Genomic DNA, 15,812 nt, shown 5'->3' on the forward strand with positions numbered 1-15,812 from the left:
GGTCAGCCGAAGGTGTAGCTCTTCGCGCTGGGGCCCTCGAAGGTGTCGAGGAGCTCCAGGCCGGCCTCGGCGGTGTCGCTGACCTTGGTGACGAAGACGGTGCGGGTCGGGGACTCACCGGGCTGCGTGAAGTCCAGGCCGTCCGGGAAGATGCCCTCCGTGTCGACGTCGTCCGCCGAACCGAGCGCCGTCACCACGCCTTCGGGAGTCAGGTCGCCCGCGTCGCACGCGCGCTCGAGCACGTTCTTGAGCAGCTCGGCCTGTCCGTAGGCCAGGGGGACCTCCCAGCCGGTGGCGCCGTCGGGGTCGGCCTCGGCGTACAGCGCGTTGGCCTCCTGGACGCCCGGCTCGTCGGACGCGTAGGGGGCCACGCTGAGGATGCTGTAGGTGTTGGCCAGCAGGGCGTCGGCAGCCGGGGTGTTCAGCAGGGCCGGGTTGAACGTCGGGTTCATGCCGACGATCGGGATGTCCGCGCCCTGGGACCCGAGCACTCCGGCCAGCGAGGCGAGCTGCGTGGGCGCGGCGCCCAGGATGACGGCGGAGGCGCCCTCCTGGACGAGCGCGGACGCCTGCGCCGACAGGTCGGTGGTCGCGGGCGTGATCTCCTGCGGGATCACCGTGAGACCGCGCTCCTCGGCCGCGTGCTGGGCGCCGGCGAGCGCGTCCGCGCCGTAGTCGCCGACGTAGTACACGACGCCGATGGAGCTGCCCTCCTCGATGCCGAGCTCGTCGACGAGGTAGTCGACGGCGTTGGCGCCCTGGATGCTGTAGCTGGCGCCGGGCAGCTGGTTGTTCGCGTAGCCCAGCGCGGTGCTCGCCCAGCCGACGCCGCCGACGTAGACGCTGTCCTGCTCTGCCAGCGGGAGGACGGCGGCGCTGGTCGGCCCACCGAGCACCTGCTGCAGCGCGACGATGTCCGAGGACATGCTGCGGTACAGCGAGACGGCCTTCTGCGGGTCGTACGCGTGGTCCTGCACCTGCATCTCGACGTCGCGGCCGCAGACCCCGCCGTCGGCGTTGACCTGGTCCCAGTACGCCTGGAACTCGGTGACCTGGACGGCGGCTCCGGCGGCGAACGGTCCGGAGAGATCGGTCAGCACGCCGATGGAGATCGCGGAGTCGGTCACCCCGGTCCCGGTCTCGACGTCGCCCGAACCACCACCACCGGCGGACTCCGGCTCGGTGGTCGAGCAGGCGGTGACCGCGAACAGGCACGCTGCAGCGGCGACCAGGGCGGGGCGTGTCTTCGTCATCGTGCGGTCTCCTTCGAGATGGCGGGGTGCATGCCGGCCTGGTGGCCGGGGTCGGTGGGTGGGGCGGGACGGGTGTCGTCCGGAGCGCCGGAGGCGGCGACGGGTCCGCCGCCCCCGAAGCGGCCGCGCAGCCGGCGGAAGGCTCCGGTCAGGCCGCCGCGCAGGAAGACCAGGACGGCGATGATGGCCAGCCCGTAGAGCAGCCGGGACGCCGTCGCCGGGTCCAGGCCTCCGGAGCCCGGAGCCGCGAGGAAGGGGATGGCGTCGCTGTACTGCGTCAGGACCAGGGGCAGCGCGGTGACGAAGAGCGCGCCCACCATCGCCCCGCCCACCGACCCGAGCCCGCCGATCACGATCATGACCAGGAACTCGACCGACACGGTGAGGGTGAAGACGTCGGGGGCCAGCCGCCCGTAGGCCAGGGCCAGCAGCGCTCCCGCCAGGCCCGCGTAGCCGGAGGAGACGACGAAGGCCGACGCCTTGTGCCGGGCGACGGCGATGCCCATCGCCGCGGCGGCGGTCTCGCTGTCGCGGACGTTCGCCCAGGCCCGCCCCGTGCGGCTCGACCGGAGGTTGACCCCGAGCCAGCAGGCGAGCAGCGTCAGGACGAGGAACAGGTACCAGAGGCGGTGCAGCCCCTCGAACTCCACGCCCGCGACGGCGAGGTAGTCGGGGTCGCGGTTGCTGAAGCTGAACCCGCCGAGGGTGAACGGCTCGACCGAGCGCCCGGTGAACCCTCCGGTCCAGGGCTCCAGGTTGAGCAGCAGGTGCCGCACGACGAAGACCAGGCCCAGGGTGGCGAGCCCGAGGTAGATGCCCCGCAGCCGGCTGGCGACCGGGGAGAAGGCGAAGCCCACCAGCGCCGTCACCCCGACGGCGACCACGAGCCCGACGACGGCGGGGAGGCCGGCGCCGGCGAGCGTGGGCGTGGACTCCGACGTCGCCCACACGAAGACGTAGGCACCGATGGCGGCGAACGCCGCGTGGCCGAGGGAGAGCTGGCCGGCCACGCCGACCAGCAGGGTGAGACCGATCGCGCCGACCATGGCGGCCATCACGAACAGGCCGAGCTGCAGCCAGAAGTCCTCGAGCACCAGCGGGAGCGCCAGGGCGACCAGGAGCAGGACCAGTCCGCCGATCCGGCGTGGGAGGTCAGACACGGACGGCCTCCTTGCTGCCGAGCAGGCCCTGCGGCCGCACGAGCAGGACGATGATCATCAGGACGTAGGGCACGACGTCGCCGAAGCCGCTGCCGAGGAAGGTCAGGTGGCTCTCGTAGCCGACGGTCAGCGCCGTGACGAGCCCGACGAGCAGGCCGCCGAGCACGGCTCCCGGAACCGAGTCGAAGCCACCCAGCACCCACGCGGGGATGGCGAGGAAGGCCGACAGCGCCACCGTCGGCGCGATCCCGGGCGCGGGGAACGAGGTGAGGAAGACCCCGGCGAGCGCGGCCAGCACCCCGGCCAGGGCCCAGCCCGTGGCGCCGGTGCGGGCGAGCTGGATGCCCATCAGCGACGCCGTCGGCCCGTCGGCCGCCGCGGCGCGCATGCCGACGCCCATGCGGGTGCGGGCGAAGAGGAACCACAGGCCCGCGAAGACGACGATCGCCAGCACCGCGGCCAGCACGCGGCCGGTGGGCAGCGCGATGCCGGCGAAGCGGACGGTGTCGGCGCCCCACGGCGCCCCGAGCGGCAGCACCCGGTTGCCGATCCGCCGGGTCAGCTCGGTGAGCAGGAGGATGTCCACCCCGAGCATCAGGATGGCCGCGGTACCCGGGTTGGGATCGGCGAGGTTGCGGACGAGGAGCGCGTTGATCAGCACGCCGACCCCGGCCGCCCCGGCGATGCCCACCAGCACGGCCGGCCAGAAGCCGATCGTCGGCTGGGTGACCGCGACCAGGTAGGCGCCCAGCAGGACCACCGACCCGTGCGCGAAGTTCAGCACCCCGGTGGAGGTGAACACGATGGCGAAGCCCGCGGCGATGAGGCTCAGGACCAGCCCGAAGGACAGCCCGTTCAGCACCTGGGTGAGGAAGTAGCTCATGCCCTGTCTCCCGCTCCGCGCTCGTTCCGCTCCTCGCTCGCAGGGCTCGCTGCGATGCTCGCTCGCCGATCGCTCATACCGCGGCCGCTCCCAGGTAGGCGCGGAGCACCTCGGGGTCCCGCTGGACCTCGGCCGGGGTGCCCTCGGCGATCTTCTTGCCGAAGTCGAGGACGGTGACCTGCTCGGCCAGGCCCATGACGAAGGGCATGTCGTGCTCGACGAGCAGGATCGACAGGCCGAGGTCGCGGCGGACCTGCCGGATGGTCTCGGCCATCTCCTGCGACTCCCCGTGCGTCATGCCGGCGACCGGCTCGTCGAGCAGCAGCAGCGACGGGCGGGCGGCCAGGGCCCGGCCCATCTCGACCCGCTTGCGGTTGCCGTAGGAGAGGCCGTGCACGGGGGCCTGCAGCAGCGGGGTCAGCCCGAGCAGCTCGGCGATGTCCCGGACCGTCTCCCGGTGCCGGCGCTCCTCGCGGCGGGCCCCCGGGGTGCGCAGCGCCCCGGTCAGGACCCCGGAGCGCATCAGCCGGTGCCGGCCCACGAGGAGGTTGTCCTCGACGGTGTCCTCGAGGGCCAGGGAGATGTTCTGGAAGGTCCGCGCCACCCCCAGCCCGGCGGTCCGGTGGGCGGGGAGGGCGGTCAGCTCCTCGTCGCCGAAGGTCACCCGCCCCTCGGTGGCCCGGTAGGCGCCGCCGAGCACGTTGATGCAGGTGGACTTGCCGGCCCCGTTCGGGCCGATCAGCGCGTGCACGGTGCCGGGCTCGACGGTGAAGGACACCTCCGACAGGGCGGCGATGCCGCCGAACCGGACGGTCAGGTTCTCCACGGACAGCCGCGCGGGCGCCTCGGCCGTCGGGATCGCCGGCTCGGTCACGACGACGTCGGCGGGCCGGACGGGGACCGCCACGCCGAGGTAGCGCTCGCGGACGTCGTCGCTGGCGGCCAGCTCCTCGGCGCTGCCGGAGGCGGTCACGCGGCCGACCTCCAGGACGTAGGCCCGGTCGGCGACCCGCAGACCCATGACGGCGTTCTGCTCGATGAGCAGCACCGCCGTGCCCTGGGCGTTGATCTGGGTGACGATCTCGCCGATCTGGTCGACCAGCAGCGGGGCCAGCCCGAGCGACGGCTCGTCCAGGAGCAGCAGCTCCGGTGAGGTCATCAGGGCCCGGCCCATGGCGAGCATCTGCTGCTGACCACCGGAGAGCAGCCCGCCGAGCTGCGAGCGCCGCTCCGCCAGGACGGGGAAGAGGTCGAAGACCCGGTCCCGGGCGGCGTTGCGGCGCTTCGTGTCGCGCACGGTGAAGCCACCGGCGCTCAGGTTCTCCTCGACGGTCAGGTCGCGGAAGACCCGCCGTCCCTCCGGCACCTGGACCAGCCCGCGGCGGACGACGGTCGAGGCGTCGGTGCCGGCCAGGTCCGCGCCCTGGTAGCGGATGGTGCCGCCGGTGACCGCACCCCCGTAGGAGCCGAGCGCGCGGGAGACGGCCCGGAGCAGCGAGGTCTTGCCGGCACCGTTGGAGCCGAGGACGGCGACGACGGAGCCCGCGTGCACCTCGAGCGAGACGTCCTCGAGCGCCTGGACGGCGCCGTCGTAGGAGACGTCGAGGTGCTCCACGCTCAGCAGCGGTGATGACGTCATCGGCGCCCCTTCCGGCCCGGACGGCAGACCCGACGGGGTGAGACCCCGTGGTCTAGGTCACGCAGAAGCTAGAGTTACGGGCGACGAACGTCAAGGGACTGTCTAACTTCTGTTCCACTGGGCGGCAGCACTGGTATGCACCACGGGAGCAGGGAGGGCCATGAGCGCACCACCGGCCGTCGAGGACGAGCTCGACGGCGAGATCGACGGCCGGATCGACGGCCGGATCGACGGCGTGGGCGCGGGGACGACGGTCCCCCACCGGCCCCAGTCGCTGCTGCTGAGCTTCTTCGGCGCACTGGTCCTCGACGCCGGCCTCCCGCCGCTGCCCTCGGTGACCCTGCTGGACCTGCTGGCCGACCTGGGGGTCACCGAGGCCGCCGCCCGGGCCACCCTGAAGCGGATGACCCAGCGCGGGCTGCTGACCCGCGGCCAGGTGGGCCGGACGGCGGAGTACGCGCTCACACCCCTGGCCGAGGACGTGCTCCGCGAGGCCGCAGGCCGCGTCGCCTCCCCCACGCCGTTCGAGCACCCCGAGAGCGAGTGGACGCTGCTCAGCTACTCGGTGCCCGAGAGCCGCCGGGACCTGCGGCACCGGGTGCGCGCCCGGCTGACCTGGGCCGGGTTCGGCGGGCTGCGCGACGGGTTGTGGATCGCCCCCGGCACCGTCGACGTCGCCACCGTGCTGGGCCGCTCCGACCTGGCCGAGGTGGCCGGCCTGGCCGACGCCTTCGCCGCGCGCGTCCTGCCCGGCACCGACGTCGACCGCCTGGTGCACCGGGCGTGGGACGTGCCGGCTGTACGCGCGGCCCACCTGCGGTTCATCGACACCTGGGGCCGCCCGCCGGCGGTTGCCGGCTCGCTCGCGCAGCTCACGCTGCTGGGGTCGGACTGGCTGGGGCTCCTCCGCACCGACCCGGGGCTCCCCGCCGCGCAGCTGGGCCCGGAGTGGCCCGCCCCGGCGAGCAGCGCCGTCTACCGGCGGGTGTTCGACGGCCTCGAGCCGGCCGCCCGCGCCGCGCTGGAACGCAGCCTCAGGGCGACCGGCCGCATCGCCTGAGCCGGGTTCAGCCGGTGGCGGTCCAGATGCGGGTGAGCATGTCGCGGAGCCGCTCCCGCTCCGCCTCGCCCAGCAGGCTCAGCGGCGTCTCCATGGCGGCGTCGGCGTCCTCCCGCGCGGTCTCCCGGACGCGGTGGCCCTCCGGGGTGGCGACCACGAGCCGGGTGCGCCGGTCGGCCTCCTGGGCCTGCCGCTCGACCAGACCGGCCGCGGTCAGCTCGTCGACCAGGAGCACCACCTGCGACGGGTCCAGCCCCAGCACGGAGGCGAGCTCCCGCTGGCTGATCCCCTCGGCGGCCTGGCAGGCCAGGGTCAGGACCGAGTACTGGCGCACCCGCAGACCGTGACCGGCCAGCGCGCTGTTCGTCGCCCGGACGACCTGCCCGCTGGCACGGGAGAGCAGGAATCCCAGGTCGTCGGCCAGGGGCTGGCTCATGTGCACCTCCATCGTTGACAACCTCCACGATACCGCCCTACGTTCGCCCCACCCACCCCCGTCCGAAGAGGAGCACCCGTGGACCTGACCGGCAAGGTCGCCGTCGTCACCGGATCGGGCCGTGGCCTCGGCCTCGCCTACGCCACCGAGCTCGCCCGCGCGGGCGCCGCCGTCGTCGTCAACGACGTGGACGCCGACGTCGCGGAGGCCGCCGTGCGGACCATCACCGACGCCGGCGGCAGCGCCGTGGCCGAGGTGGTGGCCGTCGGCACCAGCGAGGCCGCGCAGGCCCTCGTGGACCGGGCCGTGACCGAGTTCGGACGGCTCGACGTCCTGGTGAACAACGCCGGCATCCTCCGCGACACCACCGTGTGGAAGATGACCGACGAGCAGTTCGACGCCGTCATCACCACCCACCTGCGCGGCACCTTCACCTGCACCCGGGCCGCGGCCATCCGGATGCGCGAGCAGGGCGAGGGCGGCCGGATCATCTGCGTCGGCTCCCCCACCGGGCAGGTCGGCAACTTCGGGCAGACCAACTACGCCGCGGCCAAGGCCGGCATCGTCGGCATGGTCCGCACCTGGGCCATGGAGCTGGCCCGCGCCGAGATCACGGTCAACGCCATCGTGCCGGTCGCCGCCACGGCCATGACCGAGACGGTGCCCTTCCTCCAGCCCTACATCAAGGCCCTGGAGACCGGCGGGCCCCTGGCGCAGTTCGGCCGCCAGCAGCTCAGCCTGGGCACCCCCCAGGACGCGGCCGGCGTCGTCGCGTTCCTCGCCTCCGACGCCGCCGCCGGCATCACCGGGCAGGCCATCGGTATCGGCGGGGACCGCCTGGCCCTGTGGTCGCACCCCGGCGAGGCCGTCGTCGAGCTGGCCGACGGCACCGGGTGGTCGGCCGACGCGGTCGCCGCGATCTGGCCGGAGAGGTTCGCCGCCGCGCAGCAGACGGTGGGCCAGCAGTTCCCGGAGCCCCCCAAGTGAGCGTCCGACTGGACCTCGACGCCCTGGTCGCCATCGACGTGCACACCCACGTGCACGCCGACACCCACGGCCACCTGGCGCTGGACGACGAGCTCAACGCCGCGGCCTCGAAGTACTTCAAGGGCGACCCCTACGACCCGACGGTGCACGACATCGCCGCCGACTACCGCGAGAAGAAGATGGCCGCCGTCATCTTCACCGTGGACGCCGAGGCCGCCACGGGCCAGATGACCCTGTCGAACGAGGAGATCGCCGAGGCCGCGGCGGAGCACCCCGACGTGCTCATCCCGTTCGGCTCCATCGACCCCGCGCGCGGGGTCGCCGGCATCCGCGCCGCCCGCCGGCTGGTCACCGACCACGGGGTGCGGGGCTTCAAGTTCCACCCCAGCTTCCAGAACTTCGAGCCCAACGACCGGCGGCACTACCCGCTGTACGCAGAGCTGGAGAGCCTCGGGGTGCCGGCCCTGTTCCACACCGGCCAGACCGGCATCGGCTCCGGGCTCCCGGGCGGGCGCGGCATCAAGCTGCGCTACTCCGACCCGATGCTGCTCGACGACGTCGCCGCCGACTTCCCCGGCCTGACGATCATCATGGCCCACCCCTCGGTGCCCTGGCAGGACTCGGCGATCGCCGTCGCCCAGCACAAAGCCAACGTCTACATCGACCTGTCCGGCTGGTCGCCCAAGTACTTCCCGCCGCAGCTGGTCCGGGCCGCGAACACGATGCTCCGGACGAAGGTGCTCTTCGGCTCGGACTACCCGCTGCTGCGCCCCGAGCGGTGGATCGCGGACTTCGAGCAGCTCGACATCCGCGACGAGGTCAAGCCGCTGATCATGAAGGAGAACGCGATCCGAGCGTTGAACCTCGACCCGACCGCCCCCCGATGAGGAACGCGGGCCTGGGCTCCTGGCCCGAGCGCCGGCTGCGGATCTCGCCGCACCGGCCGGCCATCTGGTTCGAGGGCACGACCACCACCCACGGCGAGTTCGCCCACCGCGTGCGGCGGGCGGCCTCGGCGCTGGAGGGGCTCGGCGTCCGGCGCGGGGACCGGGTCGCCTGGTTCGGCGCCAACCACCCGGCCGCCCTGGAGGTGCTCTACGCCTGCGGGCAGCTCGGCGCGGTCTGGGTGCCGGTCAACGCCCGGTTCACCGTGCCGGAGGCCCGGTACGTGCTCGAGCACTCGGGCGCCACCGTGGTCGTGCACGGCCGCGAGCACGGGACGACGGCCGACGCCCTGCGCGAGCAGGTGCCGGCCGTCCGCCACTGGGTGGCCGGGGAGACGCCGCTCGAGGGGGGCGCAGGCTCCTCCGACTGGCAGCAGCTGCTCGCCGACGCCGACCCGGTGCTGCGCGACGAGCCCGTCACGCACGAGGACCACTGCCTGATCATGTACACCTCGGGCACGACCGGCCGCCCCAAGGGCGCGGTCCTGACCCACGGCAACATGACCTGGTCGTGCCTCAACCAGATCCTCGGCTTCGACTTCACCCCCGACGAGCGCACCCTGGGCCTGGCGCCGCTGTTCCACATCGGGGGCCTCAACGGCACCCTGAACCCGACGCTGCTGCGCGGGGGCTGCGTGGTCCTGGTGCGCGGGTTCGACCCGCCGGAGACGCTCCGGGTGATCGTCGAGCAGCGGGTGACGTCGTTCTTCGCCGTCCCGACGATGCTCGACGCGATCAGCCGGCAGCCGGGCTTCGACACCGTCGACCTCTCCGCCCTGCGCACCATCGGCGCCGCGGGCGCCCCGCTCCCCCTCCCCCTGCTGCACACCTGGCTGGACCGCGGGATCACCGTCCAGCAGGCGTACGGCATGACGGAGTCCGCGCCGGCCGGCACGGCGCTGGACAGCGCCGACGCCGTGGCGAAGGTGGGCTCGGCCGGGAAGTCGCAGTTCTTCGTCGACGTCCGCGTGGTCCGCCCCGACGGCTCCGAGTGCGAGCCCGGGGAGATCGGCGAGGTGGTGCTGTCCGGGCCGAACATCATGGCCGGCTACTGGAACGCCCCGGAGGCCACCGAGGCCGCGATCGTCGACGGCTGGTACCACTCCGGCGACGCGGGCTCGACCGACGAGGACGGCTACCTCTACATCCGCGACCGCTACAAGGACATGATCATCTCCGGCGGCGAGAACGTGTACCCCGCCGAGATCGAGTCCGCGCTCCTCGAGCTGCCCGAGGTGCTCGAGGCCGCCGTCATCGGCGTCCCGGACGAGAAGTGGGGCGAGGTCGGCCTGGCCGTCGTCGTCCCCGCTCCCGGGTCGTCCGAGGACCCCGAGGCGATCCGCACCGCCCTCCGGGAGCGGCTGGCCGGCTTCAAGGTGCCGCGCCACGTCGAGTTCGTCGACGCCCTGCCCAAGACCGCCACCGGCAAGATCCGCAAGCCCGACCTGCGGAACCGTTTCACCCCCACCGAGGAGCCCGCATGACCAGCACCACGACCACGATCGCCGAGCTGCCCTCCCTGGTCGGCACCGAGCTCGGCACCAGCGACTGGGTGGAGGTGACCCAGGAGCGGGTGAACCTCTTCGCCGACGCCACCGGCGACCACCAGTGGATCCACGTCGACGTCGAGCGCGCCAAGGCGGAGAGCCCGTTCGGGGGCCCGATCGGCCACGGCTACCTCACGCTGTCGCTGCTCATCCCGATGTGGTCGGAGGTGCTGGTCGTCACCGACATGAAGATGGGCGTCAACTACGGGCTGAACAAGGTCCGCTTCCCCTCCCCCGTGCCGGTCGGCTCCAAGCTGCGCGTCACCGCCACGCTCAAGGACGTCGAGGAGATCTCCGGCGGTCTGCAGCTCACCGCCACCGCCGTCATCGAGGCCGAGGGCGCCGCCAAGCCGGTCTGCATCGCCGAGCCGGTCTTCCGCTTCTACGGCTGACGCCGCCCGGCCCCGCGGGGGGCGCCCGCCGGCGGGCGGTCGGCACCCGCGGGGCCGGCGAACGCCTGCGCGACGTCGAGCCACCGGTCGGCCTCCCCGCCGGTGGCCTCGAGCGCCAGGTCGTCGCGGTGCCGCCGGCGGGTCACCCGCAGGCAGAAGTCCAGCGCCGGCCCGGTGACCCGCTGCGCGGCGTCGTCCGGCCCCCACGTCCAGACCGGACCGTCGGGCGCGGTGAGCTCGACGCGGAACGGCTCCGCCGGAGGCGTCAGCCCGTGCTGCGCGAAGGCGAAGTCCCGGGTGCGGACGCCGAGGTGCGCCACGTGCCGCAGCCGGCCGGAGACCAGGACCGGCAGCCCGAGTGCGTCGGTCACGTCCACCCCGTGCGCCCAGGTCTCCATCAGCCGGGCGGTGGCCATCGACGCCGCCTTCATCGGCGGACCGAACCACGGGAAGCGGTCCTCCCCGGCCGCGCCGAGCGCCTCGGCGAGCGCCGTCCGGCCGGTCCGCCAGCGCTCGAGCAGCAGGGCCGGCGCGGTCGCGGCGCCCGCACGGGCCTCGTCGTCCACCAGGGTGTCGAGCCGGTCGAGCACCGCGGACAGGGCGGTGCCGAACGCCGCCGGATCGGTGACCGCGAGCAGTGCCTGCCGGTCGGTCCCCTCGAGGTGGGCGATCGTGTGCGCGATCGTCCAGCCCTCGGCGGGGGTCGCCGTCGTCCAGGCGGCCTCGTCCAGCCCGGCGACGACGGCGTCGAGCGCGTCACCCTCCGCGGTCAGGTCCGCGAGCAGCGATGCCCGGTCCGCCATGCCTGCCTCCCGTCGCTCCTGGTCAGCGCCTCACGCGCCGGTGGTCAGACCCTCCCGCAGCTCGCCCATGGCGTGCGTCAGGCCCACCCGGGGCGTCCAGCCCCATCCGCGCGCCCGGTCGGTGCGCAGCTGCCCGGTCCACACCGGCTCGTCGGTCCACTCGGGCTCGATGCCCAGCGCGCCGGTGACCGTGCCGACGTAGTCCCGGAGCGTGGCCGGCTCCCCCGCCACGATGACCGGGGTCGTGGCTCCGGCCACCGGCCCCCGCGCCGGGTCGTCGGAGGTGGCGACGGCGCCGGTGGCGACGTCGGCGACCAGGGCCGCCAGGTCGTCGACGTGCACCCAGGCGAAGGTCTGCGCGGGGTTGGCCTTCCGGTCGCCGTCGCGGATCGCCCGCGGGCGCAGCGTGTTCCAGACCGACGTCTCGCCGGCGCCCAGGATCGCCGGCGGGCGGACCAGCACGGTCGTGAGCCCCTCGACCTGCGCGAGCGCGGCGTCGGCGGCGTTCTTGGTGTCGGGGTAGGCGCCGCTGCCCTCGGGCAGCAGCGCCCCGTCCTCGGCCACGTCCCCGATGCCGTGCGAGCGGTCGTAGACCCCGGCCGTGGACACGTGCACGAGCCGGCCGACCCCCGCGTCCCGGGCCGCCCGGGCCAGCGCGGCCGTGCCCTCCGCGCCCACCCGGTGCTGCTCCTCCCGCGAGGAGCCCATCGGGTGGACGGTCGTGACGACCGCGTCGGCGCCCCGGGTCACCGTGCGGGCGAACTCCTCGTCGGCGAACTCCCCCACGTGCTCGGTGACGCCGTCGAGCGCAGGGGCACCGCCGGCGCGGCGCACGACGGCGCGCACCTGCGCCGACCGCTCGGCCAGCGCCCGGCACACCGCCGCGCCCACGAGTCCGTTCGCACCGGTCACCACGACGACGGGAGAGGGAGCTGCCATGGGCCCCACCCTGCCAGCGGCCGGGCGGCCGCGCCCACCACGGGCCGGGCGTCAGCCGGAGAAGACGCCCTTCACCTTGTCCGCGAGGCTCTGCTGCCCGCCGGGTGCCGCGCCGATCTGCTGCATGATGCCGAGCTCGTCGGTGCTGCCCCACCGCTCCACGATCTGGCCGTTCTCGAACCGGCCGATCTGCAGCCCCCGGACCTCGATGCGCTCGCCGGTCGGGGCCACGCCCTGGAACTCGCCCCGGTGCGTGCCGGTCAGCGTGTAGGCGAAGGCGATCTTGTCGTCGTCGACCACGTTCACGGCGGGCTCGAGGTGCGCGTCGGGGAACGCGGTCGTGAGGGTGCGGAAGAAGCTGCGGAAACCCTCGCGGCCCGGCCCCTGCCCCGGCGCGGGGTCGTGGTCGACCGCGTCGACGGCGAACAGCGTGTCCACGAATGCGTCGATCTCGCCGTTGTTGAGCAGGGCCGCGGCCCGCTCCTGGGTGGAGGTGTTCAGTTCAGCGCTCATCGTTCGGCGCTACCCGACTCCCTCGCACCGGAACCCGGCTGGTCAGTCTTCTTCCTCGCGGGCCTTCTCGATCCGCTCGAGCACCGTCTTGCGGCCCTTGCCGAGCTCCTTCTCGGCGCGCTCGGCGCGGTCGAGCTGCGACGTCCCGTGCATCCGGTCGACGCGGTTCCGCGCCTCCGGTGCCGGGACGTCGATGATCTCCGCGGCCGCGCGCGCCTCCTTCGCTGCCTGCGGATTGGGCACGTGCTGCTCGTCGGCGCCCTTCTTCTCGCGGTCGGTCGCCCGCCGCTCCTCGTCGGTGAGCAGCTGCCAGGCGGCGTCGGGCAGGTACCGGCTCGTGCCGTCCCCGTGGCGCGCACGCGCGTCGCCGTCGGCGGTGCGCCAGTCCTGCTCTGTCCACTCGGCGAGGTGCTGCTGCGCCTCGGTGCGCTCGCCGGCGTGCACGTAGCCGCCGCCGGCCTTCTCGTACTCCGCCGTCAGCAGCTGGCTCTTGCGGGCGCTCCACTGCCCGGGGCGCCCACCCCGGTCGCCCGCCTTGATCTCCTCCAAGAGCTGCGCCCGTAGCTCGGGCTCGGTGTAGTCGTCGGCGTAGTCCCCGGCCGTCTTCCCGCTCATGGCGACCGCGGTACCCGCGGGTGAGGACGGGCGCGCAGGGTCCTCAGCCGCCTCCGGCGAGGTCCTCCAGGGCGGCCAGCAGGGCAGGCCAGGCGGCGCTCGCCGGGTCGATCACCGCGAAGTGCCCGCCGTCGACCCGGGTGAGCACGGCCGCCGGGTGCCGCCGCAGGTAGGACTCGCTCACCTGCACCGGCACGATGTCGTCCGCGGTCCCGTGCACGATCCGCACCGCTCCCGCCGGCGCCGGCAGCCGCACGGGGTCCAGGTCGGGCCGCGCCGCCGCGTCCCCGCCCAGGAAGGCGGTCACGGCGCCGTCGCCCAGCCCCAGCGACTGCGCCAGCCCGAGGTCGGCCGCCGGCGCCAGGGCCAGCACGCCGACCGGCACGTGCGGGGGTTCCAGCGTCGCCGCGGCCAGCAGGGCCAGGTGCCCGCCGGCGGAGTGCCCGCCGACCACGACCGGCCGGCCGGCGAGCTCCGGCCGGTCGGCCACCGCCCGCACGGCCGCGCGGACGTCGTCCACGGTCAGGTCCGGCCGGCCGGGCACCCGCCGGTACTCCGGCGCCACCGTCGGCCACCCGGCCGCGGCCAGCGCCTCGGTCATCGGCCGCACGTGCAGCCGGTCGAACTGCGGGCGCCAGAAGCCGCCGTGCAGGAGCACCAGGACCGGCCGGGCGGCCGGTCCGGAGGCGAACCGGACGTCGGCCACCTGCTCGTCGGCCGGCCCGTAGCGGACGACGACGTCGGGAGGGGACGCGGGCCGGCTCAGCACCGACCGGTCCTCGGCGGCCATCAGGTGCTCGTCGATCGGCGGGAACGCATGCGTCAGTCCTACTCGACCGGCGGGCGGCGCACCGGTCGGCGATAGCGTGCGCCCGTGACCGAGCACCCTCGGCTCCCGCGGGAGCTCGTCGAGCGCGCCGCCGAGCTGGACGGGCGCGACCCGCTGGCCGCCTTCCGGTCGGAGTTCGTGCTGCCCGGGAGCGTGCTCGCCTACCTCGACGGCAACTCGCTGGGCCGTCCGCTCCGGGTCACCGCCGGGCGGCTGTCCCGGTTCGTCGAGGACGAGTGGGGCGAGCGGCTGATCCGCGCCTGGGACGAGCAGTGGCTCGACCGCCCCACCGCCGTCGGCGACCTGATCGGCCGCACCGTGCTCGGCGCCGCCGCCGGTCAGACCGTCGTGGCCGACTCGACCACGGTGCTGCTCTACAAGCTCGTCCGGGCAGCGGTGGACGCCCGCCCCGACCGCCGGGAGATCGTCGCCGACACGGAGAACTTCCCGACCGACCGGTACGTCCTCACCGCGGTGGCGGCCGAGACCGGGCGCACCGTCCGCTGGATCGAGCCGGACCCGGCCGCCGGCGTCGAGCTGACCGAGGTCGAGGAGGTGCTCGGCGACCAGACGGCGCTGGTGGTGCTCAGCCACGTCGCCTACAAGTCCGCGCACCTCGCCGACCTGCCCGGCATCACGGCCGCGGCCCACCGCGCCGGTGCCCTGGTGCTCTGGGACCTCTGCCACTCGGCCGGCGTCGTCGACGTGCAGCTGGACACCGCCGACGTCGACCTGGCCGTGGGCTGCAGCTACAAGTTCCTGAACGGCGGCCCGGGGGCGCCCGCGTTCGGCTACGTGGCCCGGCGGCTGCACGACGAGCTCGTGCAGCCGATCCCCGGGTGGATGGGGCACGCCGAGCCGTTCGCCATGGGCCCGGACTACGTGCCGGCGACGGGCATCCGCCGGTTCCTCAGCGGCACGCCGCCGATCCTGTCGATGATCCCCGTCGAGGACATGCTGACCCTGGTCGGGCGGGCCGGCATGCCCGCCGTCCGGGAGAAGTCGGTGCTGCTGACCGGCTACGCGATCGCGGTCGCCGACGAGGTGCTCGGCCCCCTCGGGGTCACGGTCGCCTCCCCGCGCGACCCCGGTCGCCGCGCCGGGCACGTCACGCTCGAGCACGACGCCATGCGGGCCGTCGTCGACGAGCTGTGGCGCCGGGGCGTCGTCCCGGACTTCCGGCGGCCCCGCGGCCTCCGGCTCGGCCTCTCCCCGCTGAGCACGAGCTTCGCGGAGCTGGCGACCGCGCTGGCGCACGTCGAGCAGCTCATCCGGACGCGGACCGGCTGACCTCCCCGGCAGCCGCGGCGAGCCGCCGGCCCATCTCCTCGTGCACGGCGTGGATGGCCTGCAGCGGACGCATCATGACCCGGAACTCCACGATCCGGCCGGTGTCGTCGCACCGGATGATGTCGACCCCGTTCACGTACTTGCCGCCCACGCTCGTCTCGAACTCGAGCACCGCCGTGTCGCCGGCCAGGAGCTCCTTCGTGTAGCGGAACGTCCCGGCCCCGGCGTCGCCGCCCAGGCTCTGCCCGGCCGCCTCGAGGTAGCGCGTGGTGATCTCCTTGCCCCGCTGCGGGGTGTGCACCACCGGCGAGTAGAAGACGACGTCGTCGGCGAGGAGCTCGTCCAGGCCGTCGGGCAGCTCGCCCGACATGTACCTGTGCCAGCGGGCGATGACGTCGTCGATCACGGTGCCTCCTCGGCGAGCAGCCGGCGCGGGCGCGCCACGCGTCGATCCTGGCCCCTCCGCCCGGCCCCGACCAGCACCCGCGCCCGGACGGGCGGTCGAACCGCATGCCTGCCCGC

The 15,812-nt window shown here is 74.2% G+C and carries 17 protein-coding genes and 1 pseudogene; 6 read left to right on the forward strand and 12 right to left on the reverse strand.

Going from position 1 to position 15,812, the window contains the following annotated elements; translation table 11 throughout:
- Positions 1-2: 2 nt before the first annotated feature.
- The 5 genes and pseudogenes from DQ244_RS12325 to DQ244_RS20275 form a co-directional block, all read right to left on the reverse strand.
- Positions 3-1,253 (reverse strand): ABC transporter substrate-binding protein, encoded by a 1,251-nt coding sequence (locus DQ244_RS12325; protein ID WP_113811779.1) that lies wholly within the window; start codon positions 1,251-1,253, stop codon positions 3-5.
- Complete coding sequence (locus DQ244_RS12330) at positions 1,250-2,413, reverse strand: branched-chain amino acid ABC transporter permease (RefSeq protein ID WP_113811780.1); 1,164 nt, start codon at positions 2,411-2,413, stop codon at positions 1,250-1,252. Before DQ244_RS12330 ends, DQ244_RS12325 begins: the two co-directional genes overlap by 4 nt.
- Positions 2,406-3,296 (reverse strand): branched-chain amino acid ABC transporter permease, encoded by an 891-nt coding sequence (locus tag DQ244_RS12335; protein WP_113811781.1) that lies wholly within the window; start codon positions 3,294-3,296, stop codon positions 2,406-2,408. The genes DQ244_RS12330 and DQ244_RS12335 overlap by 8 nt, the downstream gene beginning before the upstream one ends.
- A 73-nt stretch (positions 3,297-3,369) precedes the next feature.
- Entirely contained in the window at positions 3,370-4,203 is an 834-nt protein-coding gene (locus DQ244_RS20270; RefSeq protein ID WP_369832114.1) for an ABC transporter ATP-binding protein, read from the reverse strand.
- Positions 4,204-4,920 (reverse strand): annotated as a pseudogene (locus DQ244_RS20275) (ABC transporter ATP-binding protein); the annotation flags it as partial.
- Between the two features lie 175 nt (positions 4,921-5,095).
- On the opposite strand from DQ244_RS20275, the gene DQ244_RS12345 reads away from it, so the two are divergent.
- A complete protein-coding gene (locus DQ244_RS12345) occupies positions 5,096-5,995 on the forward strand; it encodes a PaaX family transcriptional regulator C-terminal domain-containing protein (RefSeq protein WP_233491351.1) in 900 nt (299 codons plus the stop codon).
- Positions 5,996-6,002: 7 nt separating this feature from the next.
- Here the strand turns inward: DQ244_RS12345 and DQ244_RS12350 are convergent, their stop codons facing one another.
- The gene (locus tag DQ244_RS12350) at positions 6,003-6,431 is read right to left on the reverse strand and encodes a MarR family winged helix-turn-helix transcriptional regulator (RefSeq protein WP_199580369.1); all 429 of its coding nucleotides are present in this window, start codon (positions 6,429-6,431) and stop codon (positions 6,003-6,005) included.
- 78 nt (positions 6,432-6,509) lie between these two features.
- Here DQ244_RS12350 and DQ244_RS12355 point away from each other — a divergent pair, with 78 nt between their 5' ends.
- The 4 genes from DQ244_RS12355 to DQ244_RS12370 are packed head-to-tail and all read left to right on the forward strand — an operon-like array spanning position 6,510 to position 10,301.
- Positions 6,510-7,418: an SDR family oxidoreductase gene (locus tag DQ244_RS12355; RefSeq protein ID WP_113811784.1), complete on the forward strand. Its 909-nt coding sequence runs from the start codon at positions 6,510-6,512 to the stop codon at positions 7,416-7,418.
- Positions 7,415-8,305 carry an amidohydrolase family protein gene (locus tag DQ244_RS12360; protein ID WP_304557326.1) on the forward strand — a complete coding sequence of 297 codons (891 nt, stop codon included), beginning with the start codon at positions 7,415-7,417 and terminating at the stop codon, positions 8,303-8,305. Before DQ244_RS12355 ends, DQ244_RS12360 begins: the two co-directional genes overlap by 4 nt.
- A complete protein-coding gene (locus DQ244_RS12365; protein ID WP_113811785.1) occupies positions 8,302-9,846 on the forward strand; it encodes a long-chain fatty acid--CoA ligase in 1,545 nt (514 codons plus the stop codon). Before DQ244_RS12360 ends, DQ244_RS12365 begins: the two co-directional genes overlap by 4 nt.
- The gene (locus DQ244_RS12370; protein ID WP_113811786.1) at positions 9,843-10,301 is read left to right on the forward strand and encodes a MaoC family dehydratase; all 459 of its coding nucleotides are present in this window, start codon (positions 9,843-9,845) and stop codon (positions 10,299-10,301) included. Before DQ244_RS12365 ends, DQ244_RS12370 begins: the two co-directional genes overlap by 4 nt.
- Here the strand turns inward: DQ244_RS12370 and DQ244_RS12375 are convergent.
- From DQ244_RS12375 to DQ244_RS12395, 5 genes are read right to left on the reverse strand one after another with little or no spacing between them, the layout of a single operon-like run.
- A complete protein-coding gene (locus DQ244_RS12375) occupies positions 10,292-11,104 on the reverse strand; it encodes a TIGR03084 family metal-binding protein (protein ID WP_113811787.1) in 813 nt (270 codons plus the stop codon). The two genes, DQ244_RS12370 and DQ244_RS12375, sit on opposite strands and share 10 nt — an antisense overlap.
- Before the next feature lie 30 nt (positions 11,105-11,134).
- Entirely contained in the window at positions 11,135-12,043 is a 909-nt protein-coding gene (locus tag DQ244_RS12380; RefSeq protein WP_113811788.1) for an NAD(P)-dependent oxidoreductase, read from the reverse strand.
- Positions 12,044-12,094: 51 nt separating this feature from the next.
- Positions 12,095-12,556 carry an ester cyclase gene (locus DQ244_RS12385; protein ID WP_113811789.1) on the reverse strand — a complete coding sequence of 154 codons (462 nt, stop codon included), beginning with the start codon at positions 12,554-12,556 and terminating at the stop codon, positions 12,095-12,097.
- Between the two features lie 42 nt (positions 12,557-12,598).
- Positions 12,599-13,171 carry a hypothetical protein gene (locus tag DQ244_RS12390; RefSeq protein ID WP_113811790.1) on the reverse strand — a complete coding sequence of 191 codons (573 nt, stop codon included), beginning with the start codon at positions 13,169-13,171 and terminating at the stop codon, positions 12,599-12,601.
- A 43-nt stretch (positions 13,172-13,214) separates the two neighbouring features.
- Positions 13,215-13,961: an alpha/beta hydrolase gene (locus DQ244_RS12395; RefSeq protein ID WP_113811791.1), complete on the reverse strand. Its 747-nt coding sequence runs from the start codon at positions 13,959-13,961 to the stop codon at positions 13,215-13,217.
- Between the two features lie 84 nt (positions 13,962-14,045).
- Here DQ244_RS12395 and kynU point away from each other — a divergent pair, with 84 nt between their 5' ends.
- Positions 14,046-15,290, forward strand: a complete 1,245-nt coding sequence (gene kynU, locus DQ244_RS12400) for a kynureninase (protein WP_113811792.1) — start codon at positions 14,046-14,048, stop codon at positions 15,288-15,290.
- Here the strand turns inward: kynU and DQ244_RS12405 are convergent.
- Complete coding sequence (locus tag DQ244_RS12405; RefSeq protein ID WP_113811793.1) at positions 15,268-15,696, reverse strand: nuclear transport factor 2 family protein; 429 nt, start codon at positions 15,694-15,696, stop codon at positions 15,268-15,270. The two genes, kynU and DQ244_RS12405, sit on opposite strands and share 23 nt — an antisense overlap.
- Positions 15,697-15,812 lie beyond the last annotated feature (116 nt).

Source organism: Blastococcus sp. TBT05-19 (assembly GCF_003319095.1).
Taxonomy (GTDB): domain Bacteria; phylum Actinomycetota; class Actinomycetes; order Mycobacteriales; family Geodermatophilaceae; genus Blastococcus.